Source organism: Acididesulfobacillus acetoxydans (genome assembly GCF_902729405.1).
Lineage (GTDB): Bacteria > Bacillota > Desulfitobacteriia > Desulfitobacteriales > Desulfitobacteriaceae > Acididesulfobacillus > Acididesulfobacillus acetoxydans.
In genome coordinates this window covers 4,188,949-4,213,593 of the sequence record NZ_LR746496.1, presented here as the reverse complement: position 1 = coordinate 4,213,593, position 24,645 = coordinate 4,188,949, and the positions used below count along the sequence as shown (strand labels likewise).

The 24,645-nt window shown below is 58.1% G+C and carries 21 protein-coding genes and 1 pseudogene; 16 read left to right on the top strand and 6 right to left on the bottom strand.

Annotation, left to right across the window (positions count from 1 at the left end):
* Positions 1-349: 349 nt before the first annotated feature.
* Both MNU25_RS18675 and MNU25_RS18670 read right to left on the bottom strand, forming a co-directional pair.
* Positions 350-1,300: a flagellar motor protein MotB gene (locus tag MNU25_RS18675; RefSeq protein ID WP_240986447.1), complete on the bottom strand. Its 951-nt coding sequence runs from the start codon at positions 1,298-1,300 to the stop codon at positions 350-352.
* A 22-nt stretch (positions 1,301-1,322) separates the two neighbouring features.
* The gene (locus tag MNU25_RS18670) at positions 1,323-2,135 is read right to left on the bottom strand and encodes a flagellar motor protein (RefSeq protein ID WP_240986446.1); all 813 of its coding nucleotides are present in this window, start codon (positions 2,133-2,135) and stop codon (positions 1,323-1,325) included.
* A 532-nt stretch (positions 2,136-2,667) separates the two neighbouring features.
* Between MNU25_RS18670 and MNU25_RS18665 the strand changes: the two genes are divergently transcribed.
* Positions 2,668-2,934, top strand: coding sequence for a flagellar biosynthesis anti-sigma factor FlgM (locus tag MNU25_RS18665; protein ID WP_240986445.1), 267 nt, complete (start codon positions 2,668-2,670; stop codon positions 2,932-2,934).
* Positions 2,935-3,123: 189 nt separating this feature from the next.
* The gene (locus tag MNU25_RS18660) at positions 3,124-3,624 is read left to right on the top strand and encodes a flagellar protein FlgN (protein WP_240986444.1); all 501 of its coding nucleotides are present in this window, start codon (positions 3,124-3,126) and stop codon (positions 3,622-3,624) included.
* A 347-nt stretch (positions 3,625-3,971) separates the two neighbouring features.
* On the opposite strand, the gene MNU25_RS18655 is transcribed toward MNU25_RS18660, so the two are convergent.
* From MNU25_RS18655 to MNU25_RS18640, 4 genes are all read right to left on the bottom strand, one after another.
* Entirely contained in the window at positions 3,972-5,042 is a 1,071-nt protein-coding gene (locus MNU25_RS18655) for a nucleotidyltransferase family protein (protein ID WP_240986918.1), read from the bottom strand.
* A 363-nt stretch (positions 5,043-5,405) separates the two neighbouring features.
* Complete coding sequence (locus MNU25_RS18650; protein WP_240986443.1) at positions 5,406-6,626, bottom strand: LegC family aminotransferase; 1,221 nt, start codon at positions 6,624-6,626, stop codon at positions 5,406-5,408.
* Positions 6,627-6,812: 186 nt separating this feature from the next.
* Positions 6,813-7,826, bottom strand: coding sequence for an NAD-dependent 4,6-dehydratase LegB (locus MNU25_RS18645; RefSeq protein WP_240986442.1), 1,014 nt, complete (start codon positions 7,824-7,826; stop codon positions 6,813-6,815).
* 189 nt (positions 7,827-8,015) lie between these two features.
* Positions 8,016-9,974 carry a glycosyltransferase family protein gene (locus MNU25_RS18640; RefSeq protein WP_240986441.1) on the bottom strand — a complete coding sequence of 653 codons (1,959 nt, stop codon included), beginning with the start codon at positions 9,972-9,974 and terminating at the stop codon, positions 8,016-8,018.
* Between the two features lie 319 nt (positions 9,975-10,293).
* On the opposite strand from MNU25_RS18640, the gene MNU25_RS18635 reads away from it, so the two are divergent.
* From MNU25_RS18635 to MNU25_RS18565, 14 genes and pseudogenes are all read left to right on the top strand, one after another.
* The gene (locus MNU25_RS18635) at positions 10,294-11,151 is read left to right on the top strand and encodes a flagellin N-terminal helical domain-containing protein (protein ID WP_240986440.1); all 858 of its coding nucleotides are present in this window, start codon (positions 10,294-10,296) and stop codon (positions 11,149-11,151) included.
* Positions 11,152-11,506: 355 nt separating this feature from the next.
* Positions 11,507-13,261 carry a flagellar filament capping protein FliD gene (gene fliD / locus MNU25_RS18630; RefSeq protein ID WP_240986439.1) on the top strand — a complete coding sequence of 585 codons (1,755 nt, stop codon included), beginning with the start codon at positions 11,507-11,509 and terminating at the stop codon, positions 13,259-13,261.
* A gap of 92 nt (positions 13,262-13,353) precedes the next feature.
* The gene (locus MNU25_RS18625; RefSeq protein ID WP_240986438.1) at positions 13,354-15,324 is read left to right on the top strand and encodes a motility associated factor glycosyltransferase family protein; all 1,971 of its coding nucleotides are present in this window, start codon (positions 13,354-13,356) and stop codon (positions 15,322-15,324) included.
* Complete coding sequence (gene fliS / locus MNU25_RS18620) at positions 15,248-15,643, top strand: flagellar export chaperone FliS (RefSeq protein ID WP_240986437.1); 396 nt, start codon at positions 15,248-15,250, stop codon at positions 15,641-15,643. The genes MNU25_RS18625 and fliS overlap by 77 nt, the downstream gene beginning before the upstream one ends.
* Positions 15,634-16,230 carry a hypothetical protein gene (locus MNU25_RS18615; RefSeq protein ID WP_240986436.1) on the top strand — a complete coding sequence of 199 codons (597 nt, stop codon included), beginning with the start codon at positions 15,634-15,636 and terminating at the stop codon, positions 16,228-16,230. Before fliS ends, MNU25_RS18615 begins: the two co-directional genes overlap by 10 nt.
* Positions 16,231-16,421: 191 nt before the next feature.
* Positions 16,422-16,979, top strand: a complete 558-nt coding sequence (locus MNU25_RS18610) for a hypothetical protein (RefSeq protein ID WP_240986435.1) — start codon at positions 16,422-16,424, stop codon at positions 16,977-16,979.
* 270 nt (positions 16,980-17,249) lie between these two features.
* A complete protein-coding gene (gene flgK, locus MNU25_RS18605) occupies positions 17,250-19,172 on the top strand; it encodes a flagellar hook-associated protein FlgK (RefSeq protein ID WP_240986434.1) in 1,923 nt (640 codons plus the stop codon).
* 15 nt (positions 19,173-19,187) lie between these two features.
* Positions 19,188-20,060 (top strand): flagellar hook-associated protein FlgL, encoded by an 873-nt coding sequence (gene flgL, locus MNU25_RS18600; protein WP_240986433.1) that lies wholly within the window; start codon positions 19,188-19,190, stop codon positions 20,058-20,060.
* 84 nt (positions 20,061-20,144) lie between these two features.
* Positions 20,145-20,603 (top strand): flagellar protein FlaG, encoded by a 459-nt coding sequence (locus MNU25_RS18595; RefSeq protein WP_240986432.1) that lies wholly within the window; start codon positions 20,145-20,147, stop codon positions 20,601-20,603.
* Positions 20,604-20,767: 164 nt separating this feature from the next.
* Positions 20,768-20,923, top strand: coding sequence for a hypothetical protein (locus MNU25_RS18590; protein WP_240986431.1), 156 nt, complete (start codon positions 20,768-20,770; stop codon positions 20,921-20,923).
* 135 nt (positions 20,924-21,058) lie between these two features.
* Positions 21,059-22,450: a UDP-N-acetylglucosamine 2-epimerase gene (gene neuC, locus MNU25_RS18585; protein WP_240986430.1), complete on the top strand. Its 1,392-nt coding sequence runs from the start codon at positions 21,059-21,061 to the stop codon at positions 22,448-22,450.
* Positions 22,443-23,723 (top strand): N-acetylneuraminate synthase family protein, encoded by a 1,281-nt coding sequence (locus MNU25_RS18575; protein WP_277350701.1) that lies wholly within the window; start codon positions 22,443-22,445, stop codon positions 23,721-23,723. Before neuC ends, MNU25_RS18575 begins: the two co-directional genes overlap by 8 nt.
* 80 nt (positions 23,724-23,803) lie before the next feature.
* A pseudogene (locus MNU25_RS18570) lies at positions 23,804-23,878 on the top strand (IS200/IS605 family transposase); the annotation flags it as partial.
* A 54-nt stretch (positions 23,879-23,932) separates the two neighbouring features.
* On the top strand, positions 23,933-24,577 hold the full coding sequence (locus MNU25_RS18565; protein ID WP_240986916.1) for an acetyltransferase: 645 nt from the start codon (positions 23,933-23,935) through the stop codon (positions 24,575-24,577).
* The last annotated feature ends 68 nt before the right edge of the window (positions 24,578-24,645 follow it).

Sequence of the window (24,645 nt, the reverse complement as noted above, 5' to 3'; positions counted from 1 at the left end):
GGGATTCGGCCGGCGGAAGGTACGGCGCCGCAGGCGCCGGGCACCGGGGTGCGACGGATGCCGGGTCGCCGTGGGTGCTGGGGTGCCACGGGTGCCGGGTCGCCGTGGGTGCTGGGGTGCCACGGGTGCCGGGTCGCCACGGGTGCCACGGGTGCTGGGTCGCCGTGGGTGCTGGGGTGCCACGGGTGCTGGGTCGCTATGGGTGCCGGGGTGCCACGGGTGCTGGGTCGCTATGGGTGCCGGGGTGCCACGGGTGCTGGGTCGCTATGGGTGCCGGGGTGCCACGGGTGCTGGGTCGCCGTGGGTGCTGGGGTGCCACGGGTGCTGGGTCGCTGTGGGTGCTAAGACGCTAAGGCGTTACCGAAGCGGCGGGTCCCGTTCCCGGTGAAGCCGAGCCGGAGGTTCCCGATCCGGAGGCGGAGGTGCCGGCAGTCCCGGCGGCGGTGCCTGAGGTTGTGGCCCCTGACGCGGCCGCCGGCTCAGTCAGGTCATATTTTGTGCGCAAGACGACTAAGTCGACCCGCCGGTTTTTAGCCCGCCCCGCAACCGTGTCATTCGAGGCGATGGGGCGGTATTTGCTGTAGCCGATGGCGGAGAGACGGTCGGGGGAGATGTTTCCGTCCGCGGCCAGGATCCGGACGACATTCGTGGCACGCAAGACGGAGAGTTCCCAGTTACTCGGAAATTGAGCCGTCCGAATCGGCAGGTTATCAGTGTTGCCCTCGACCCGAATATAGTTGGGGACGGGGGCCAGGACCGCGCTGACTTTTTCCAGGATAGCGCGGGCCCCAGGCGTGATATCCGCCGAGCCGCTGTCAAACAGCAGAGTATCCTGGATGCTGATGACCAGACCCCTTTCTTCGATGGAAGAGACCAAAGTGGTCTGAATATGGTTGGCGGCGGCGAATTTGTCCAGCTTAGCCTTGATTTCTTGGATGGTCATATTTTCTTGGCTGACATTGCCCAGGCCTTGGGCCGTGCCCTGGGCCAGGGATGGGTTCGCGGCGGACGGGGTTTTGTCCTGGTTTTCCGGCCCGGACGAATTTGTCTGGGCGGGAGGATTTCCCGAAGTGAGCAGTTTGGGTCCGGAAACGGAACGGGAAATTTCGATTCGGGCCGGAGTGCCTCCGCCCAAAGCCAGGCTCAGGGACTCGGCAATGGCCTGAAACTTATTGGCGTCAACCTTACTGATGGAGTAGAGGACGACAAAAAAAATCAGGAGAAGCGTGATCAGGTCCGCATAAGTAAGAAGCCAACGATCCGAATTGTCTTTTTCCGGTTCGGTCAGATGCTTTCTCATTCTCTTTCACCCCGACCCTTTCTCATCGCGCCTCACCGAGAGGGGATACTCCGCCCAGTTCGGCGGGACCGGGGTTTGATTTTTGGGCAGGAACGGCGCCCATGTGGGTTTTTAACTTCTCTTTCAAGATCGAGGGGTTCTCACCGGCTTGAATCGACAGGATGCCGTCCAGGATCATTTCCATCGCGGCAACCTCCGCCTTGTCTTTTTGTTTCAGTTTAGTGGCGATGGGTATCCAGAGCAGGTTAGCGGAGGAAACCCCATAGAGGGTGGCGATGAAGGCGGAAGCGATCGCGCCCGACAAAGCGCCGGAATTCGAGAGATTGCTGAGGACATGGACCAGTCCCATGACAGTCCCGATGATACCCATGGTGGGGGCATATCCCCCCGCCGCTTCAAAGATGCCGATGCCGACCTTATGGCGCTTCTCCAGGACCGCAATGTCGGATTCCAGGATGCTTTGCGTCACTTCGGGGTCGGTCCCGTCGATAATGAGCTGCATCCCCTGCCGGGTGAATTTGTCGCTCACGGTTTCCAACTCTTGCTCCAAACTGAGGAGCCCTTCGCGGCGAGCCCTTTCGGCAAAACGCACTAAAGTGTCATAAGCCTCAGCGGCGCCGTAAGATTGGCCGGTGAAGGCAATTTTAAACAAGCGGGGCACTTTCTTCAGATGATTCAAGGGAAAGCTGGCGATAACGGCGCCGAACGTTCCGCCGAAGACGATAAGAAATGCGGAAAGCTGGCCCAGCGCCGCGACACTCCCCTTTTCGATCATAAATCCGGCGAGCAGGGAACCGATCCCAAAGACGATACCCAAAGTGGTCGATAAATCCATAGTTATTCTCCTTTCGGCTCTTGTCATAGAGCACAGAAGTCCGGCGATTTTCAAGACAAAGATCGCACATCGAGAAATGCCATGGTTTAGGGGCCCTGGGTTGAAGGTTGTCAGGAGAAGAGATCATGTATTAAAATTCGGAAGGGGATCGAAAAAGAGGGGCTAAGCTAAAGACCGGAAAGATTTTCTAGCTTATTTGGTCACATTATACAATACTTAGAGGCTTGTGGGAACAAAAAATCAAAAAGGTTTGTAAAAGCGGGGTGAGAAGTCCGGAAAACATCTAAAGTTGCGGCCGGCTTGGCTCGATATAGTATTTGAAGGGATTTGGTTTTAGGGAAACGTCCTGGGGAGATGTTGTCAGGGGAGAAGGTTTGGGGGGAGCCGGGAAAGGAGGCAGCCTTTCACTGTTGTGCAGGTTGGGACTCATTGACTCAACAGCTAAGTGGCTTTACGGTGCCGCGGCTTTTAAAGCCGGTATATCTTGAATAAGTTAAATAAGCCGGTATATCTTGAATTAGGGGAGAGAACTATGAGAATCGAAGGGATACCGACACCATATCTGGACAGGCTTAAGGGCGCAAAAGGTCCCGGGGCGAAATTCAAACAGGCTCCCGCTGTTTCAGACCAGGCGGCCGTCTCGGCGAAGGCCCAGACCTACCGGAGCTTGCTGGCCAAAGCCAAGGAAGCGCCTGAAGCCGCGGATCAGGAGCATCTGCGGGGCTTGGCCAAGGCAGTGGCCGAGGGAACGTATCAAGTGCATAGCCATGACATCGCGCGCAGGCTGTTAGGGCTGTGAAGCCATACTCCCACCTTTGCCGGTGAAACCGAGTGAAGTGTTCACGTGTGTTCATGTGTTTCGACCCTTTGCAGGATTTCAGTGTTTTGCGTAGAACGTACGTTTATGACCTTTTCGGAAAGGACATCCGTGCGAACGCTATTGGCAGGGTACTCGGGGGAATGGTGCGGAGGGAGGCGAAGCTCAGATATGCATGAGAAAGTTGAACGGCTTGAGGTGAATTTGCGCCGCCAATTGGGGGTCTACCATGAGTTGCTGGCAATGGCGGGTGAGAAGCAAGAGGCGTTGACGGCCAATGATCTGAAGAATCTGGAGAGGATCGTTGCCGGTGAGGAACAATTGATCCTTCAAGCGGCCCAACTGGAGCAGGAGCGGCTCGAGCTTGCGGGAGAAGCGGCGCAAGCGATGCGACTTCCGGTTGGAGAGCTGACGTTGGGCAAATTGGGGGAAAACTATGCTCAGTTCAATTCCATTCAGGAGGAACTCGAGACGGTCATCGCGGCTATCCGGGAAAAGCAGGGTTCGAATCAGAAGTTGATCGAGCAGGCAATGAAAGTCATAGACTTTTCCCTCAGCCTCATGACTCAGTGCGATGAAACAACCTATACCAGGCTGCTGCAAAGGGCGGAGAGCCCGGGACCGGGTTTCCGCGGGTCAAGTCGGCTGCATATTATCGACAAATCGGTGTAGATTGGTAAACCGGCGCCGTGGCAGAGCGGACCGGAGAAAAGTTTACGACAGCCAAAAAGCCGACCCGAACAGGGCCGGCTTTTTGGCTGTCCGCGCTTAACTTGAGGTAACCGCCGGCTGAGCGCGCAATCGGAGATGAACTCCCGGCAAACCCCGGGCAAGCGGAAGTGAACCCGTTCAGCGGAAGCCGAACAGGGAACCACTCTCACTCCCACTTGCAGAAGTGGAAGTCTCACCGTCGGATGAACCTTGACTAAGAGGCTTAGCCGCAACCCCCGGCTTCAACCGGCCTCAACGGGTATAGCCATGGTTAACCCGGGCAGCGTGAAAATGAGCCCCGGCCACAGCTAAACGTCCGCAAGTCCCGCAGGGGAGAAGATTTCGTCGTACTCCAGGTTTGCACGTTCGTAATCGTCCATGCGCCCGATGTCGATCCAGTACTCGCGCAGGGGGAAGACGGTCGTCTCGCATTGCAGTTCAATCAGTTTATTAAAAAGTGTCGGCATATCAAAGAATTCATTTGGGGGGATTAGTTCCAGGACCTCCGGTTCCAGCACGTAAATGCCCGCGTTGACGAAGAAGTGCTGAACCGGTTTTTCTTTGATACCGGTTAGTTTGTGGCCGTCGACGACCACGACCCCGTAGGGAACCTGAAAGTCGTATTCACGCACACACATCGTAGCCTGAGCATTATGGGAGCGGTGAAAGCCGACAAGCTGGGCAAAATTTACTTTCGTCAAAAGGTCGCCGTTCATGACGACCAGCGGCAGCCGGGGCTTTTCGGGCAAGAGGCTGAGTGCCCCCGCGGTGCCCAGACGCCGGCTTTCCGAGACATAGCGGATATCGACTCCCCAACGGGAGCCATCGCCGAAATATTCTTCGATGAGCTCCGACTTATAATTGACAGAAAAATAGAAGCGCCGGAAGCCGTACTCCATGAAGTTTTCCAGGATTGTCTCCAAGAGAGGCTTGCTCCCCACTTTGAGCAGGGGTTTCGGATAATTTTGAGTCAGGGGGTGCAGACGGGTGCCCAAACCGCCGACCATGACCACGACCCAGTTGTCCCGGATATCCCCCTGAACCAGATTTTCCAAAAGTTCGATTCCCGTGATATGCCCGCTCTGATCGAGGATGGGGATCTGCTGCAGCCGCTTGAGTTTCATGATGGCGAGGATGGTCTCCTGCCGCTCCTCACTGCGGGCGGTGAACGGATGAGGGTTCATCACCCGGCTGACAGCATCGTCCATGGCGATGCCATTGAGAATGCCCCTGCGGATGTCTCCGTCCGTCACTGTCCCCAGCAGGGACTTCTCCTTATCGGCGACCAAAGCGATTTTTGCCGCGCCTTTATCGATGATCTCGATCGCTTTTAAGATCGGGGTGTCAGGAGCGATGAGAACCTCGCGCCAGTTTTGCATCACTTGTTAAGCCTCCTCGAACAGTATCCTTAAAACCCGGCCGCCGCGCCTGCCGCGGGCGCGTCTCTGCCGTGTGCCCGTATATTCCTCGTAGTTCTGCCGTGTGTGTGTCGGTATTCTTTGCGTGCGCACCTTGGCGTTTCTCCCGCGCTTCTTTTATGTCCGGATATCCCTTTGCACCTTGGCGCTCTTTTGCCGAGCGGGTTCGTATAGTCTCCTCTGTTTCTTTGCCCGCTGTCCCCGGATTCCGTTGTCTCCCGCCCTGAGCCGGGTAAATTTGGCATCCCGTGCTCTGAACCTCCCTAGGGCTAAAGCCGGCTAAGCCAGGGACATGCGGCCGGGCTTTTTAGTCAGGTGCCGCGTTTAACCGGGGTCGGAGACGGCCCCGCCCAGAGCGGGGCTGCTGGGAATATTGACCAGGCGTCGGGCCAGGTTCTCAGCCTTGCTCAGATCGCCGTGGGGAAAGTGCTCGAACATGGGCAGGGTATGCATCAGGTCCCAGGCCGGACGGGTCAGAATGCCCGCTTGATGGGTCAATTCCAGCAGCCGGTCTCTCTGCCGCCCGCTGTCTTCTTCCAGCAGGAGGGCGTTCAGCCAATAATTGCTGCGGGCGAACTCCGGTTCGGAGAAAAAGGTGAGCCCCGGCCAGCCGGAAAAAACCCCGGCGTAACGCGCGGCCAGAGCGCGCTTCCCGGCCAGAAGTTCCGGCAGGCGTTCCAGCTGGGCGCAGCCCAGGGCCGCGTTCAGGTTGGGCAAACGGTAGTTATACCCCACCTCATCATGGCGGTAAGCCCAGGGATGGGGCTGTTTGGCTGTTGTGGTCAGGTGTTGGGCGCGGTCGGCCAGGTTTTCATCGTCGGTCAGGATAGCTCCGCCTCCCCCGGTGGTGACGGTCTTGTTTCCGTTAAAGCTCAAGACGGCGAGCTTGCCCCAGTGGCCGGTATGTACCCCTTTGTAATACGAACCCAAGGACTCGGCTGCATCTTCGATCAGGTCCAGGCCGAACTCGGCGCAAAGATCCCGCAAAGGATCGAGGTCCACCGGATGGCCGAACGTGTGCATCACGATGAGCGCTTTTATCCGGCGCCCGGTCCGGCGGTTTATGGTGCCTTCCGGGCTGAGGCGGGCGATTTGCGCCAGCTCCCTCCGAAGTTTGACCGGATCGACGCCCAAAGTTCGCTCTTCCGCATCGACAAAGCGGGGCACGGCCTGACAATAGCGCACGGCGTTGACGGTGGCGACAAAGGTCAAAGTCGGAACTAAAACCTCGTCTTCTGCCTTCACGCCCGCCAAAAGAAGGGCTGTGTGTAAAGCCGCTGTTCCGTTGACGACCGCTACGGCTCGCTTCATACCGGTAAAGCGGGCCAGATCCTCTTCGAAACGGGAGACAAACGGTCCGGCTGAAGAGACCCAGCCCGTGTCCAGGCACTCCTTGACATAGTCCCATTCCCGGCCGCCGAAGAGGGGTTCGTGCAGGGGAACCGATTCTTTGTCCGCAGGCAAGATCTGTTTGAGAGCGGCGACTACGCCTCTCAAATCGAGCCCGATATTCTTATCGTTCATATTCTTAATTTTCAACTCCATTGTAGTGACTCACACCACGACGACGTCTCGGTCGTTCATATTCTTGCTCTTTGGGTGTTTTGAGCATATCCGGAAATTTGGGGGTGTTGACGCATACCCGGAAAGTATTCTATCCGAGAAGCAGGCGATCCGGGGGAGAAATCGCGGCTTAAGATCGGGGTTCCCGTTATTTTCGGCCTGCGGTGTTCAGAGATTGTAGGAAGCCGGCTTGTACAGTTTAAGATTGGCCGGATCCGTGAACCAGGCCGCCGTTTCTTCTAACCCCTTTTTCAGGCCGTCCTTGCCGGCATACTGGGGTTCCCAGCCCAGCAGCCGTTTGGCCTTGCTGTTGTCGGCCCGGAGACGGTTCACTTCGCTGAGGCTGGGGCGCAGTCTTTGGGCGTCGGTGGTGATTTCGATCTCCCGCTTCATGATTAGAGCGATGAGCGCGGCAGTCTCGCCGATGCTGATCTCGAAATTACTGCCGAGGTTGATCACCTCGCCCGCTGTTTCTCCGTGTTCCAAAGCGGCGATAAAGCCCCGGACGGTATCTGTGACAAAATTGAAGTCCCGGGTGGGCTGAAGGGCGCCCAGCTGCAGTCTCTCCGCTCCGGACGCGATCTGAGTAATGATGGTGGGGATCACGGCCCGGTTGGACTGTCTGGGGCCGTAGGTATTAAAGGGCCGGATGACCGTCACGGGTGAGCCGAAAGAGCGGAAAAAGGAAAGAGCCAGCTGATCCGCCGCTATTTTCGTCGCGGAATAAGGAGATTGGGCCTGAAGGGGATGTTCCTCCGTGATCGGAACAAAACGGGCCGTGCCGTAGACCTCGCTCGTCGAAGTGTGCACGATCCGGGCCACACCCAGGTCGCGCGCTGCCTGCAGAACATTGAGGGTCCCCTTAATATTCGTCTCCACATACGTATCAGGCGAATGGTAGGAATAGGGAATCGCGATGAGCGCCGCCAGGTGCAGGACCGCATCGCATCCCTTGAGAGCCTGTTTGACTCCGTGGGGATCGCGGATGTCCCCCGCGAACACCTCCAGATGGGCCCGGATATCCGGAGGAGCGTGATCAAGCCAGCCCCAGGAGTTAAAAGAATTGTAGAGGATGAAGGCTCTGACGTTGTAGCCTCGGCGCACCAGCTCCTCGGTCAGGTGCGAACCGATGAAACCCTCGGCGCCCGTGACCAAGAGGCGCCGGCTTCTGAAATGACCCAAGGAAATCTTCCCTTTCTCGTATATTAATCCCGCTAGTTTCCGCGCGGGGCTCGGACGGCCATGCGGAAGAAGCAGTCGTCTCCGCCCGCGGCTGCCCCGGGTACCTTGCAAATGCATCTTTTCCACAAAAGGCGGCAAATCCCTGCCTGCTCGACGAGCGAGGCGGAGAGGGGCTTTAAGACTGAAATGCTAAGGTTTCTTGGCACGAAAATAAAATTGCGCGGTAACAAAATCCAGTGCCTCTTCGGAAGACAGGTCGTGGAGCTTATACCAATCCCGCAGGTCTCGGGTTATGTCCAACCCCTTAACCGCTTTATCGTATAAAAATTCGTAACGCTTAAGTACTTCTTGGTCTAGATCAGCTTCTTGATGCATTTTCTTAAACCATTGGGTGTCCCGCGGTGAGCGTTCAAGGTGTTCAAGCACGAGCCCAGCTTTTTCAAGCCATTTAAGCAACTCTTTTCGCGTAAAAAAACGCAAGTGGGTATTGTCCAGCAACCCCCACTCCGTATAAGTCCAGTTTCCATGTAACAAGTTTTCGATCACAAAGAGGTTTTGGATATTGGGGATACTCCCTACGATAAAGCCGCCGGGTTTCAAAAGTGTTAAGTGATAACTCAGCAATTTGTAAGGATCTTTCATGTGTTCCAGCGAATCACCATAGATCAAACAATCTATAGAATTCGGCTCCAATGGGAGGGTGAGATTCTCGGCGTCACCTTGAAAAACCTTACTCAGGCGTTGGGAAGCCTGGGCGGCTAACTTTTCGCTGAGTTCGATGGCAAACACCTGCCCGACAAGCCCCTCTTGCAGCAGATACTGTCCCAATAGACCATCGGCACAGCCCGTTTCCAGGACCACATGGCAACCGGGGGGGACGATTTCTGCCAAGCAGAGGTTGAAGGCCCCCTCATACTTTGCTTTTTCCGGTTTACTTTCAGGTGCGGATGCTTCTGCCCTAAGCATTTCCCGTATCTGCCTGTTCACCGGTAAGTTGGCCTCAATCCGGGAAAACACGGTCTCAAGAATTTGTTTGGCCCGGTGTAAATAAGTGTGTTGCGTCAGGATTATGTCGCGTAAATCGGCGGAAATTTCCCGGCGTTCCTTTTCCCGGCTTAGATAGTACTCACTTCGCTTTTCCAACTCGGCGGGATTTTTGTAGGTTATTTCTCTCCAGTGATCCGGGAAGATCTCTGTCAAATCGTCTTTATAATCTGTCAGGAGAAAACCCCCGGCTGCGGGGATATCGAAGATTCTGTTGTTCACAGAGGTCTCCAATTGGAGGGAGGATATATTGAGGTTGATGGCATGTTTTTGGTACACCTCGGCAAGCTCAAAGCCATAAGGTACGGGAGGGTGAAAGGTCAGGTTATCGGAGCTCCATTTTCCTGGACCATAAAGGTCAAGCGGGAATCTCCGAAGGCTATCGAGAACAAAACGGCGCGTCAGAGAGCTGCCGGCAGTGTGGAGCGGCAAATAGACCTCATGCCAGAATCTCATCGGTTCATTGCGGTAAAGCTCCTGAATCCCCCGATATTCGGGCCTGTCAAACAGCTCTTCACAGATCGACAAGGTGGGAAGAGCCAGTTGCTTAAGCTTCATTCGCAGGACTTCTCGCAGAAATTGGCTTGACGTAGAATTTCCGAGGTTCGGAGCGGTGCCCGTTATCCCTCCGACGAAAGCCAGGGAACTCACGAGAGTTGACCCGGCCGAGGGGTAAAAAAGGTTCGGGTCGGCTGCCAGCGCGATGGGAAACACGTGGGGGATTTTCAGGTCGTGAGCGATACCCAGGAGACGGCTGTCCCAAATGAGGGTGTAATAGTATTCCGGAAAATTGCGGATCTCCCGTATGATACTCTCTGACATGAGAAAGAACGGGTTGTCAAAGTATAGGGACACCAGGGGTATCTTAGCCGAGCGGAAAAGGAAGCTTTCCGCGAGGGGAACGAAACCGGAGCTGCCGTAGGCGAGAGCGAAATCGGGATAAAAGTTCACGAGATCCGCAAGGTCCTTCGGGCTGTCTACCACAAATATCCTTTGGTTTGCTTCGCGCAGGGCGTGGATGAAGCGGTCCATTATATGTGGGGCAATGACACCGCGAGATTTGAGAACGCCAATATTCAGTTGAGGAAGCGTAAGCCTGGTCATCTTTAAAATTCCTTTCCCGAGATACATAACGAAAGTGTCAGCCACCGGCTAATATTCTGGGCGGCAGTTTATCCGTGAAGAGATTGAGTTGGGGCCCTATTCATATTGACACATGGGTCTGGCGTTTGGCAATAGGCTTGATTCAAAAGTCGTGTGTGAGATACCCACCGGAACAAATTTACCTTGGAGATTTCGCTTAAGTTTGGGCTGAAACTCGTCGATAAGAATAATAGAATCAAAGATGTTGACAATTTCGCCCGGGTAATTGTTAATCATCTCTTGTTCAGAAAGTAGCAAAAGAGAAGGAGGAAAAAAATCAATGAGTTTTTCGATCAACACCAACGTCACGGCTCTGAATGTTCTTTTCAACTTGCAGAACAACCAGACCAAGATGTCGAACGTCTCCAATCAATTGTCCTCAGGCTACAAAATTAACAGCGCCGCGGACGATGCAGCCGGTTTGGCTATCGCCAACAAAATGAACAACCAGGTGACAGGCTTGAATCAAGCCGGTCAGAACGCGCAGGACGGACTGTCCATGCTGCAGACCATGGAGGGTGGCATCAGCAGCATTCAGAGCATGTTGGGCCGCATGCGCCAGCTGGCCATCGAATCCTCAAACGGTACGGAGACGGGCTCGGATCGCACCCAAATCGTGACAGAGCTTCAGCAGCTGCGCTCGGAGATCAGCCGCACCGCAACCACCACCCAGTTCAATACTCAGACCCTCTTGACCGGTTTGGCGGGCGCATCGGGAAAGATACAGTTCCAGGTCGGCGCCAACAAAGGCCAACGCATTACTTTGGCTGCAGCTAATGCCAACCTTCGGGCTACCGCCCTTGGGATAACGGGGTCTGGCGTGACCGCCCTAGGTGCGTCCGGACTTTCGGGCATCGCTCAGGCCTCCGCATTAATAGGGGTTTTAGACAAAGCCCTCTCCAATGTGTCACAGTTCCGCGCCAACGTCGGCGCCGTGGAAGACCGCCTGAATTTTGCGGTGACTAACCTGGGCACAGAGAGCAACAACCTCTCTACGGCTCAATCCCGCATCATGGATACCAACATGGCCTCAGCCATGACCAACTTCACCAAATCGCAGATCCTCGTGAACGCCGGAATTTCCATGCTGGCCCAGGCCAACCAGATGCCCGGCATGGTCTTGAAGCTTCTCGGCTAAGCACATAGCAAACGGCCGGCGCGGATCAGATTCGCCCGGTACTGAGTGGGACTAAAAGAGGCTGCTCCGGCAACCTCTTTTAGGATACCACTACGATAACACGCAGGATTCAAGCCTTTGCGCAAGGGACACCCGGTGAATTCCAGCCTGACGGGGAATTCCGGTCAGGAGGCGGGTGACTCAAGGCCCGGGCCGGACATTATGACCCCGCGCTGCGACACAGACCAAAGGACACAGCCGTATACTCTTGGCTTCAACCCTGTGGAGATTCAGCGCACGGCCCGTACAGGCGCGGGAAGAATCGACGTCGGCGTGTTGAACGTCGAGTGCGGCGCCGGAAGAAGGGGGCGATAGGATGTCTTCAACGGTACTGAATCTGGGGGGAATGCAATCCGTCTCCACGATGACCGGGACGATTGATTACTCTCAAATCATCGAACAACTGACCCAGGCCAACCGGGCTCCGGGCGATGCCCTGAACGCCACGATTCAGAACGAGCAGCTGAAGCAAAATGACTGGAGCAACGTGGCGAAATTGGCGACGGCCGTGCAGAATGATTTGGTCACTCTGGCTTCGGCCAATACTTTTAATTCCTTTACCACGACGATTGGCGGCACGGATACTTCGGCCATCTCGGCTGCCGCTGCCGGCGGGGCAACGGCCGGCACTTACGCGATCAATGTAACTCAACAAGGAAGCAAGGCCACCCTCACCAGCGGGGCAGAGATCGGGAAGGCGGCCGCCCTCACGGATCCAATGAACGCCAACGAGTTCGCTCAGCCGATTTCTTTGGGAACGATTTCGGCGACCATCGGCGGCACGACCGTCTCGCACACCGTAACCGGCAGCGACTCGATTGATTCCATCCTGACGGCCCTGTTCGGCGCCAACGGTTCTCAGGTCAGCTGGAGCATGAATAATAACCAACTCAGCATCAGCAGCAACACAGCGCAGAATATCACGTTCGGCACCGCCGGGGACTCAAGCAACCTCTTTCAGGTTCTGGGTCTCACCGGTCAGGTACTGGCGGGGACGGGCACATCGGCAAAAAGCTCGCTCGTGGGGCACGCCCAACTTAACTCATATTTGACTTCCGCAAATTTCAGCTCGAGCTTGACCTCCACGACCTCCGGAGACCTGCGGATTAACGGAGTGGACATCACTTACGACACCGGCACGGATACCTTGCAGTCTGTGATCAATCAAATTAATGCTTCAACCGCCGGAGTGACGGCCGGTTATGATCCGCTTCAGGACAAGATGATCCTGACCTCCAACACCTCCCAGCCGGTTTCGGTCAGCGATGTCAGCGGCAACCTGGGCCAAGTGCTCGGCCTCACCTCAGGGGTGGCGGGGGCCGGGCAGCCCTGGATATATCAAATCAATAACGGACCCGCGCAGACCAGCGCCTCCGCCACGGTGAGCAACGCCATACCGGGAGTGAGTTTTACCATGAATCAGACCGGTTCGGCCACCTTGACGGTGGCTCAGGACACAAGCGCGCTGACCAAGGCCGTCAATACTTTTGTGGGAGATTTTAACACCCTGTACGGCCAACTGAACACTTACACGGGTAAAGGCGGGGATCTCCAGGGGGATGTGGCCATCGCCCAACTGGGTTTTCAATACATGAATGACGTGCTCAATACGGTGCCTGACATGACTCAGTTTGCCCAGCAGTCAGTATGGGGCATCGGTATCAACAACGGAGCCATCGGCTCCGCTCCCGGAACCACGAACTCTCTTCAGGTCGACAGCGGCGCTTTGACGGCGGCCTTTGCCAATGATCCCTCAGAAGTTCAGTCTCTCCTCACCGGGATGGCTACCCGCTTGAACACGGATCTGACCAACCTGACGGGGCAGTTCAACACCTTGACGCCCAACAGCCTCTACAGTCAGAACATTTCGGGGATAGCACAGAACATGGAAAATATGTACGCCGATAACATCAAGAACACGGAGCAGCAACAGCAGCAGATCTATGATCAGGCCGCGGCTGAGGCCCAGCAGATGCAGACCCAGTTCAATCAGCTGCAGCAGTTCCAGCAGCAGATGGCGGCCCAGCAGAACGCTCTGGCGGCCATGCTCGGTTCCCTGAAAGGGTACTAGCCTCGAGCCGGATCCCAGGGCAGGCCTCACCCCCGACGCCTTCGAATATTTCATTGGCAGGGTACGCCGCACTCAAAAGGGGTAGATGAAAGTTGGATTTTCTGGCAGTCAATCTTGAAGCTTTAGAGCGACGCTTTCCCAAGGCCGCCGGGCTTATTCGGGAAGCCGGGGAGCCGGAAGAGCGCCGGGCCCAAGTCAGCCGTCAGGGGGCGACTGTTTACCAAGCCCTCCGGAACGGGCGCTGGGTGAATATAACGAGCGGCTATAACCCCCGGGCGGAAGCCGACCGGCAAAGGGAGGGGCTGTCCTTGGCGGAGGCGAAGCTGGTCTTCGTCGTCGGTGAAGCGGGGCTGTACCATCTCGAGAGTATTCTGGAGGCCCTGCCCTCGGACGACAACCGGGAGCGGAGGCTGCTGCTGTTTTCTCAGCACCCGGAATATCTGCGCCTGGTTTTGTCCACGAGGGATGTGCGGGCTCTCCTGGCGGATGAACGCTTTTACCTCTTCTTGGACTTCGCCCGGGACACCTTGAGAAGCGCGCTTCAGCGGGTGATCCAGGCGGACATCTACGAGATACCCACCTTCACCTGGTTCGTGCACCCGGTAGAGGAAGAGCTGCAGGGGGAGTTCTGCCAAGATTTCCGAAGTTTCCTGCGCCTGGCCTACACGACCGCCCTGTTGGACCACCATACCACGGGGGCGTTCGAACAGTGGTGGATGCACAATTTTGTCTGCAACATTCCTTATCTCATGCAGGCGGTTTCGCTCGATTCTCTGGCGGAAACCTGGCGGGGGCGGCCGGCGATCATCGTCGGGGCGGGCCCGTCTCTGAACAAGAATATTGAACTTTTGGCGGAAGCCAAGGGCCGGGCGCTTATCCTCTGTGTGGACACAGCTTACCGTTCCCTGGCCCAAAGGGGCATCGTGCCCGATCTTCTGGTCACTCTGGATGGGAGTCCGATGAATGCGGAACACATGCGGGAAACGGATTATAAAGAGGTTCCTCTTCTGCTGGACGTATCGAGCCACTGGGAGATCCTGAGCCGGCACGGTCACCGCAGTCCGAAAGTCGTCTTATCCGCTTCCGGCTATCATCTCGCTTGGTGGCGGAGGATCCTGGGCGGAGAAGACGGTTATACCTCCCTGCCCACCGGAGGATCGGTGGCGACGGCGGCCTTCAGCTTTGCCAGGCATATCGGCGCGGATCCTGTGATTCTCGCGGGGGTGGATTTATCCTATCCGAACGGGGCCTGTTACGCCCGGGGGGCCTTGCACGCGGAGCGAACCCTGGCGGAGGTCCAAAGCGAACGGCCGCTTTATCCCGTCCGGGATATTGAGGGCAACACGGTAATGACGACCGCGGATTACCGCTACTACCTGCGCTGGCTGCACGACAACGCGGCCCCGCAAGAGCGCCGCTACATCAATGCCACGGAAGGGGGCGCGGTCCGCGAAGGATTCGAAATCAAGACCTTGCGTGCCGTTTTGGATGAAGACTGCCGAGTATGGCAGCCTGTGACGGCTTGGAAAAACAGGCTCAAGCCCAGGCGGGTCGAACCCCGGCAAATGGCCAAGGTCGAGCGGAACCTGCGCCGGTCCTACCGGGAGATGAAAACGGCCTGGCGTTTGTGGAACGCTTTGGCCGCGGCCGGCAAGAAATATCTGCAACAACTGGAAGACGGGGATTATTCCCAAACCGACGCTTTCCTGACCTATCTCAGCCGGGCACAATTGAAATTGAATGAGCTCAGCTTAGCCCTGAGCTTCTTGGATGCGCATTCTTACAAAGCGGTTTATACGGATATAAAAATGGCGGACTCCATCCGGCGGCAGAGAGAAGAGCACAGCGACGGGGAAAAACTGAAGCTCTCAGCCAGGCAGACTTACAATTTAATCCTAAGCTTGCGGGATCTGGCGCGCGATTCGCTGCCGATGCACCGGGACGCCTTAGCGAGTATGGAGAGCGTTTTGAAGGAGATGACCGACGGTGAGTACCCCAAATCCTTACAAACAAGCCAGCGTGAATACGGCGACCCCCGAACGCCTCTTGGTCATGCTTTATGACGGGTTGCTCCGCTTCATGAGCGAAGCCGGCCTGGCCCTCAAAGACCGGCAATACGAACAAGCCCACAGAGCACTGATCCGGGCCCAAGAGATCGTCTTGGAGCTGCGCTCCACTCTGAAACGGGAAATCGCGCCCGAACTGGCGGACTCCCTGCACAGTCTTTATACGTTTTTCTATGAAAAACTGATTGAGGCCAACCGGACCAAGACCCTTCAACCCCTCGCGGAGATTACCGGCATGGTTACCGAGCTGCGCAATTCATTTCAGCAAGCGGAGCAGAAAGTGCTGGCGGCGAAGGAGGGGCGGGAATGCGTTTGATCATCGACGGACAAGTGCATTACGCTCAGGCGGAAAGCGAGGAGCTGCGCCAGGAATTGGCCTTGTTGCGGACAGATGAGCGTTACGTGCAAAGCGTCTCCTGCGAAGGCCTGGAAGTCAACTTGAGCGACCTCCTGACAGGTGAACTCAGACCCTCTCCGGGTACGCCGGTCGAGATCGTCACCTGCAGCCTGGACCAACTGCTGGAAAACACGATGGACTCGGTCCATGAATACCTGCCGCGTCTCTATTCCGCCTGGAAGCAGACCGTGGATTGGTGGAGGACGGGTGAACGGGAAGCGGGTGCCAAGAGATTTGCCGAAACCGTCCGGGGCCTGCAATGGAATCTCTCAGTCTTGGCTAACCTCAGTGCCCTGGGCCCAGCGGATTCCGACGTGGCCGACATAAACACGGTGGGGCAGGGGGTTGTCAGGCCTCTTCTGGCCGCCTGGGAAAACGAAGATTTCGTACAATTAGCGGACATCCTGGAATATGAAGCCATGCCTTGGCTGGAACGCTGGTTTGCCTTTGTCGTTCTCTTCCGGCGGCAGATGAGGCTGGAGCAGGTTAAGAGCACTCTGAACTAGGGGAGAGTCCTCGGGCCGCTCGGAGGCGTCCCGCGGATCGGAGAGGTCCCCGGTGAATCTGAGAGATCCCCGCGCAACGGAGAGCAGCCCCGGTGGATCGGAGGGGTCCTTCGTGCAGCGGAGAAGTCCTCAGTGAATCGGAGCGTCTCCCCGACCGAGCGGAGAGGTCTCGGGAGCAGTTCTGAACCGTCTTGCCAAAGTGGGATCTTCAGGCGAAAATTGCGGCAGAGAGAGGGAATGACGGGATGAAAGAAGAGAGCGAAACGGTGTCCGCCGCGGTGAGACTAACAGAAGAGATTCTCGCCGTGCTTAAGAACTTGCGAGAAATCTCGGCAGCCCAGCAAAGACTTTTGACGGACGGGTCCCGGGCTCGCGGTCCGGAGGGCGCGCCGGGCGCCAAACCCGGGGATTTTGCCGCCCTCGTGGCCGAGCGGGAGGAGCTTCTCAGCCGCCTGCGGCACAAAGAAGGGATGCTCCGGCAGATGCTCAGGACCTCGCCCGAACTAAACGGGAGGGCGGAAATTCAGCAAGGAAGAGAAAAGATCGAAGAAGAGCTCAGGAGAGTGATCCAGAGCGGGCATTATGTCATCGAGGCCTTGGCCTGCGGGCAAGAGAGAGTGGCGGTCAAGCTGCTCGAGAAGATCAGAGTGAAAAAGACGCTGCAGAGTTATCGGGAAACGCAAAAGGCCAACGACTTAGTCCGCCGCATTTTTGGCAGTCATCCCCACCACGTTGACGCCGTACGCTAGGGAAAACCCGGCTCGCCCGGGGAGGCGCCGCCCGCGGAGTCAATACCCTGTGCAAAAAGATACCACGACCAAATATCGTTCAATTGGCAATGACCGTCGAAGAAAAAAATCGCGGCCAAGGCGGGTTAAGAAGGAAACGACCGCGCCTGACGCCGGACATATATAGATGGAAATACGGGGAGACGCCGCGAGGGCCGGGAGGCCGAAACTGCCGCAAGCCGTAAATGGCCAAAGGACGCGGACTTGAACCCTGTTTGAGGAGGATGGCCTATGCCTTCAACGTTTTTCGGTTTGCAAATTGCCGCCAATGCTCTGGCGGCGCAACAGGCCGCAGTGGATGTCACCGGACACAATATTGCGAATGCCTCAAATGCCGCCTATACCCGGGAGCTGCCGAATTTCGTGGCGGCCACTCCCTATACCTTTCCCTCCGCGGGTCACTACCTCACCCTGGGCGAGGGGGTCAACATCGGCTCAGTGACCCGGGCCAGAGACGCTTTTGTCGATGCCCAATACCGCAATCAGAATTCTTTGCTTTCCTATTGGACCCAGCAACAGGATGGACTGAACAAGATCCAGGGCATCATGAACGAGCCTTCCGACAGCAGCCTTGCCAGTACCCTCAATACTTTCTGGTCCGACTGGTCTACCCTGGCGAACAATGCCCAAAACAGCGCGGCCAGGACGACTGTCCAGCAGCAATCCGTCACCTTGGCGGAAATGTTCAACCAGATGAGTTCCCAGATCTCGGCTCTGCAGACGAGCTATGAGTCCGCGGTGAGCACGGGAGTGGCCCAGGTCAATTCCATCGCCGAGCAGGTTAGCCAGCTGAATGTCCAAATCAACAAAGCCGAGGCCGGAGGCAGCAATCCCAATGACCTCTTGGACCGGCGGGACGCCTTGGTCGACCAACTCTCACAGTATTACCAAGTGAGCGTGGTTCAGACTCAGCAGGGCGCGGTGACCCATTATGAAGTGCAGATCGGGGGTAAGGACCTGGTCAACGGGGCCAACTATAACACGTTGGCTTTCAATCCCGCGGCTAACGCCGACGTCAACTGGACGGGCGGAAAGCCGGTGCTTGCCCAGGATGTGAGCTGGGCCTCGGTTACGACCCCCGGCGGTCCTGCCCAGCCGGCCGTGAATGCGGCTGTCGGCTCGGGAGACGGATCCGGCGGCGATACCGGCAGTATCAAGGGAAATCTGGATAATCTGACCAAACTGGCGGGACTGCAGAAGAAATACGACGACATGGCCCAGGGAATTGCGGACGCGGTCAACCAACTGCAAAATCAGGGGATCGACATGTATGGCCAGGCAGGCGGCAGCGGGCAATCGTTCTTTACTTACAATACAGCCGCCTCTTCCCAATACTCCTCCCAGGGGGCGGCGGCCAGCCTGCAGGTCAACGGCAGCATTCTCCATGATCCGAACAAGATCGCGGCCGCGGACCCCTCGGGCGGGGAGATCACCGCCGGAACGGCCTCCCTGCAAGTGGGCACGACCGCCTATTCCGTCAATGTCACGGCCGGGGAGACTTTGGCGTCGGTCCTCAACGCGCTGCAAAAACAGGTTCCCGGGGCCTTTACGTACACGATTTCAGGCAATCAGGTTACGATCAATAATACGACCGACACAACCACCCCTCCTTCGCCTCAAAGTATCTCCTTCGGCACGGGCGACACCAGCAATCTCTGGCAGATCGCCGGCCTGCAGACCGTTCCCCCCGCTCCTCCCGCTTCTTCCGTCGCCCCGGGGCATTCCGCGGCCGGCACGATCACGGTAGCCCCGTCCGACATCCAGTCCAACGGCGCCAACGCCCAAAGCATCGCGGATCTGCAAAACAGCTGGTCGCCGCTTCAGTTTGCCGGTAATACGCCGGTGCTCCCCGGAGGGGCCGCCGCGAACTCCGGCAATCCCGTGTTTGCGGCGGTTTCCGTATCCGACTATTACGGAGCCCTGGTTTCGGGGATTGGCGTGGACGGGCAGCAAGCCAACAACATGGAGACCAACCAGCAGACCTTGGTGAACAGCCTTTCCAACCAGCGGCAGTCCGTCTCCGGGGTGTCCCTCGATCAGGAAATGACGAACATGATCACTTACCAGAAAAGTTACACCGCCGCGGCCAGGGTCGTGACCATGATGGATGACATGCTCAACACCCTTGTCACCGGTATGGGTATCACCCGCTAAGAGAGGAGGGTTTTCATGCGCATAACCAACATCATGATGAGCCAAAACCTTCTGAGCAACCTGGAAGCCGTACAGACCACCGTCCAGAAGTATCAGAACCAGCTGGCTTCAGGCAAAAAGATCAATCAGCCTGCCGACGATCCCGTGGGCACTCAGCTCACCCTCGGACTCAAAGGGGCTCTGAGTGACAACTCACAATGGCAGGCGAACGCCTCGCAGGGGCTTTCCGTTCTGCAGACCACCAACGACACCTTGCAAAATATGATGCAGATGCTGCAACGGGCCAGAACTTTGGCCGTAGAAGTGAACAACGGCACCTTTACGGCGGCGGACAGGGCGACGACGGCCGACGAAGTGCAGCAGATCCAGCAGGAAGTGGGCTCCCTGGCCAATACCCAGGTCGGAGATATGTACATCTTTTCCGGAACCTCCAGTTCCCAGCCTTGGCAGGGTGGGGCAAACTGGACCGGGAACGCGGGCCTGGTCAATATTGAGGTGGGCAAGGGCGAACAGATTCCGATCAATGCGGATTTTACCGGCTTGTTTCAAGGAACGGGCAGCATCTTCAATGTCCTGTCCGGTTTCGTCGGCGACTTGAAGAGCAACAACCTGAGCGGCCTGCAGAACGATCTGCAGAATATCGACAACCAAGTGCAGAGTTTTACGGCCAAAGAAGCGGAACTCGGGGCCTTAACCGACAGGGTGCAAACGGTTCAGAAAAACTTGCAGCAAAGCTCCACTAATCTGAGCCAGAACCTCTCCACCGTGCAGGATGCGGATGTGGCCACCGTGATCACCCAGCTGACCAACGCCCAGAACGTCTACCAGGCGGCCCTCTCCGTCGGCGCCCGCTACATTCAGCCTTCCCTGGCCGACTACATGCAATAGGAGGAAGGCGGGTCTCCGCTTGGTTCAGCCCCAAACCCGGAGTGCGGGGAACCACCCCCACTTGTACAAGTGGGAGTCTCACGAGTGGATGAAAAGGAGTGGATGAGGATGCCGATTGACGGCTTGCCGCCGGTTCAATCCCCCCAGCAGCAGCTCCTGCAGCAGCAGGAGCAGGGGCAGGTCTTTCCCTTGGCCAATCCCGCCAGTGAGGAGGCCAAGGTCCTCTCACCGGAGAAACGCCTGCCGGTGACAGGCCGTAAGGGCAAGGGGGCCAAGGCGGAGCAGGAGCGGGCCAAAACGCAACTCTCCCGCCGGGAAGCGGAAAAGCTGGCCCAAAAGCTGAACCAGATCATGGGTCTGATCGAGAAGCGCCTCCTGTTCAAAGTGAGCGAAGAGAAAGACAGCGCCTTGGACGAGATCCAGGTCAAAGTCATCGATCAAAAGACGGGCAAAGTGCTGGCGATCATCCCGCCCAAAAACCTTCAGGAGTTATTGGGCAACGTCAAAGATGCTGTGGGTATCCTGTTTGACGCCTGGGCCTAGCGGGTCCCGGCATACCCAGTCAGGCGCGGATCCGGGTGGGGCTGATTTCTCCCGGGTCGGGGTGCGGCAGATTGCGCCCGGGTTTTGCCGCGTCTGATTCCGCCCCGCTTCGGTGCGGCCGCTCCCGTCCCGGTTCAAGTCCGGCATCCGGGAAGGTCAGGGTTATGACAGACAGGCAGGGCGCGTTTGCCCGGGGTGAAGTTGACGGCAAGGGAGGAGACGAGAAAACGAGCCGGCCGGAGAGCGGGGCGGCTCGTTTGTCTGTTCTTCAAAGGGAAGAGTGGCCCCGGTTGGCTCCGAGGGAGAGCGGCGCCCCCTAGGGTGCATCCCGCAAGGCCGGCGCATGTTGCTTCCGGCGGGCGGGCAAGGTACTATTAAGGCTGAGCGGCAGACAGGACCGGACCCAAAAGTCTGTCTGCCGGGGTCGTCAGGTTCATTGGGAAGAGAAAGGAAGGGTGAATAAACCGGTGCGGAAGATTTGCGCGGTGACAGGCTCCCGGGCCGAATACGGCTTGTTGTACCCGCTCCTGCGGGAGATCCAGGCGGATCCGGATTTAGAGCTTCTGCTCTTGGTGACCGGAATGCATCTCTCACCGGAATTCGGCCTCACCTACCGGGAGATTGAGCGGGACGGCTTTGCGATTGCGGACAAAGTGGAGATGCTTCTCTCTGCCGATACACCCACCGCCATCGCCAAGTCAGTGGGGCTCGGGACGATGGGACTGGCCGAGAGCTACGCCCGCCTCCAACCGGATATTGTCGTCCTCCTGGGAGATCGCTATGAGATATTGGCCGCGGCTCAGGCGGCTCTCTTCGCCCGCATTCCCCTGGCTCACCTGCACGGGGGCGAAAGGACGGAGGGAGCGACAGATGAAGCGATTCGCCACGCGATTACCAAAATGGCCCACCTGCACTTTGTGGCGGCGGAGCCCTACCGCCGGCGGGTGATCCAGTTGGGGGAGAACCCGGCCCGGGTCTTTAATGTCGGGGCTGTGGGCTCGGACAACATCCGGCCGCAGGAGCTTCTGAGCCGGGAGAGCCTGGAGCGGGAACTCGATTTCCCGCTGGGCAAGGTCAATTTCCTCGTCACCTACCATCCGGCGACTCTGGGACGGACCGGCTCGGCTCAGGCGATGGAGGAGCTTCTGGCCGCTCTTGACCATTTTCCCGAAGCCAAGATCATCTTCACGAAGCCGAACTCGGACACGGACGGGCGCGTTATCGGGCAGATGATGGACGGTTACGCGGCCCGGCAGCCCGAGCGGGCCAAGGCTTTCGTCTCTCTGGGACAGACGCGCTATCTCAGCGCGGTCAGCCGGTGTCAGGTCGTCATCGGGAATTCCTCCAGCGGGCTGACCGAAGTCCCCGCTTTGGGCAAACCCGCCGTCAACCTGGGGGACCGGCAGAAAGGGCGGCTCCGGCCCGCATCCGTGATCGATTGCGCCGAGCGGGAAGAGGATATCGTCCAAGCCATTAGGAAGGCTTTGTCCGCGGACTTTCAGGCGCGGGTGCGGGAGAGCGCACGGCAGACGGCCCGGGACCCGGCGCAGGGGACAGCGCAGGAGGCGGCGGAAGAGGCAAGGCGGGAGAGCGTGCCCAAGACGACACCGGGCCTGAGGCATGAGATTACACAGGGGACAGCGCACGGGGTGACACAGGGAGTAAGGCAGCTGGCGCAGGAGAGGAGGCAGGGCCCGCCCGCTGCGGAGGCGCGGCCGGCAAGGCCGAACCCGGTCGCGCACCGGATCAAGGAGATCCTGAAAGAGGCGGACCTTGAGGGCCTGTGCAGGAAAAGTTTTTATGACCTTCCGGTGCACGAGGGGAAAGAAGGACAAAAAAATGTCTGAGCGGCATGTTATGATGATTGCGGAGGCCGGAGTTAACCACAACGGGAGCACGGACCTGGCCCTGCGGCTGGTAGAAGCGGCGGCCCGGGCGGGCGCCGACATAGTGAAGTTTCAGAGCTTTAAGGCCGGGAGTTTGGCCGCCCCGACGGCGCCGAAGGCCGCTTATCAGGTAAGGGCACGGCTTCCGTCCGAATCATTTAATCCCGCCGCGGAGGGGAATAGGTCCGAATCCTTCAATGACGCCGCCGCAGGGTTGAACCCCTTGGCGGCTGAGAATGCATCTGCCGGCAGAGAGGCGGTCCGGCTGCCCGCGGAGGGGCAAACCTCCGGATCTCGGCCGAGTATCCGTGACGGTGAGAGCCAGCTGGCTATGCTCAAACGGCTGGAGCTCACCCCGGAACAGCACTTAAGCATCTTCGAGCACTGCCGCAAGATGGGGATCGAATTCCTCTCCACCCCTTTTGAAGAAGAGAGCCTCCGCTACTTGGTCCAAGACCTGGGTGTCCGGCAGATCAAGATTTCCTCCGGCGACCTGACCAACGGCCCGTTGCTGCTCGCGGCGGCCCGGACCGGCAGGCCCGTCATCCTCTCGACCGGAATGGGCACGCTGGGGGAGGTCGAGGAGGCTTTGGGGGTCCTGGCTTACGGCTATCTGGGGCGGGGGGAGCCGGCCGGACATCCCGGGGAGTCTGCCCGCGGGGCTTTTCAGGAGGCCTTCTCCTCGGCGGCGGGGCAGGGGGTCCTGCGGGAGCGGGTAACGCTTCTCCACTGCACCACGGAATATCCGGCTCCCTACGGTGATGTGAACCTTAAGGCTATGCTGACACTGAAAGACGCTTTCGGCCTGCCTGTCGGGCTTTCCGATCACACGGCGGGAACCGCGGTCGCGCTGGGAGCGGTCGCCCTGGGGGCGGTCGTCATCGAGAAACATTTTACCTTAGACCGCACCCTGCCGGGTCCGGATCACAAAGCCTCTTTAGAGCCGCGGGAGCTTCAGACCCTGGCGGAGGGCATCCGGGCCCTGGAGGAGGCGCTCGGTTCACCCCGGAAAACCCCCGCTCCCTCGGAACGGAAAAACCGTCCGGCGGCACGCAAATCCCTGGTGGCCCTGTGCCGGATCGAGGCGGGAGAAGTCTTTACCCCGGAAAACCTCGGCAGCAAGCGTCCGGGAGGGGGGATGTCCCCCATGGAGTACTGGGCGCTGCTGGGGAAGACCGCGCCGCGGAGCTTTGAGGAAAACGAGCTGGTCACCCTGTCAGCCCCCCGTGTCTGAGGCCGTCTGAAGCTGGGAGCTTCCGCGCGAAGCATTCTGTGCGCGAGAGGATTAGCCGCATACCGCCGGCTTTAGCCAGGACGAATTCCTGGTTTGTATCTACGGTAGGAGGTGCGCCACTTGCGCAAATCAAGCAGTACATCGAACAGCAAAAACGCCGGCTTAAGCCATGGGGAGATTCAGAAGAAGGGGCGTACAAAGGAGTCAGAATGGATAAGAAACCGCTGATCATCATCGGGGCGGGAGGACAGGCCAAGGTCCTCCTGGATATTCTTCTGGCGCAGAATGCCGCCATCCTCGGCTTGACGGACGCGGACACCGCATCCCCGGGTGTCGGCAGGCACGTTTTAGGCGTGCCGGTGCTGGGAGGGGACAGTCGGGTTCTGGAGCATTCCCCCGAGGATATTCGACTGGTCAATGCTCTCGGATCCGTCCGCCGCACCGGCAAACGGCGTGAGATCTTCCGACACTTCCGAGCTTTGGGCTATTCGTTTGCCTCTGTATTCCATCCCGCGGCTGTCATCTCCCGGTTGACTGAGCTGGGCGAGGGGGTCCAGCTGATGGCCGGAGCGGTGGTTCAAGCAGGCGCGGTCCTGGGGGACAACGTCCTCGTCAACACCCGGGCTTGCGTGGATCACGACTGCAGGATCGGCGCCCACGCCCACCTGGCGCCGGGAGCTACACTCTCCGGCGGGGTCACCCTGGGCGAGGGAGTGCACGTGGGAACGGGAGCCGTCATCATTCAAGGGATAATGATCGGAGACGGAGCCACCATCGGGGCCGGAGCCGTGGTCGTCAGGGATGTCCCCCCCAGGGTGACGGTCGCGGGCAATCCCGCGAGAGTCAGGAACTAAGAGGCTCTCCCCAATTTGGCAAGAAGCCTTACAAAAGGCGGTTTGGCATGTACCTTGTTGTTGCGGGC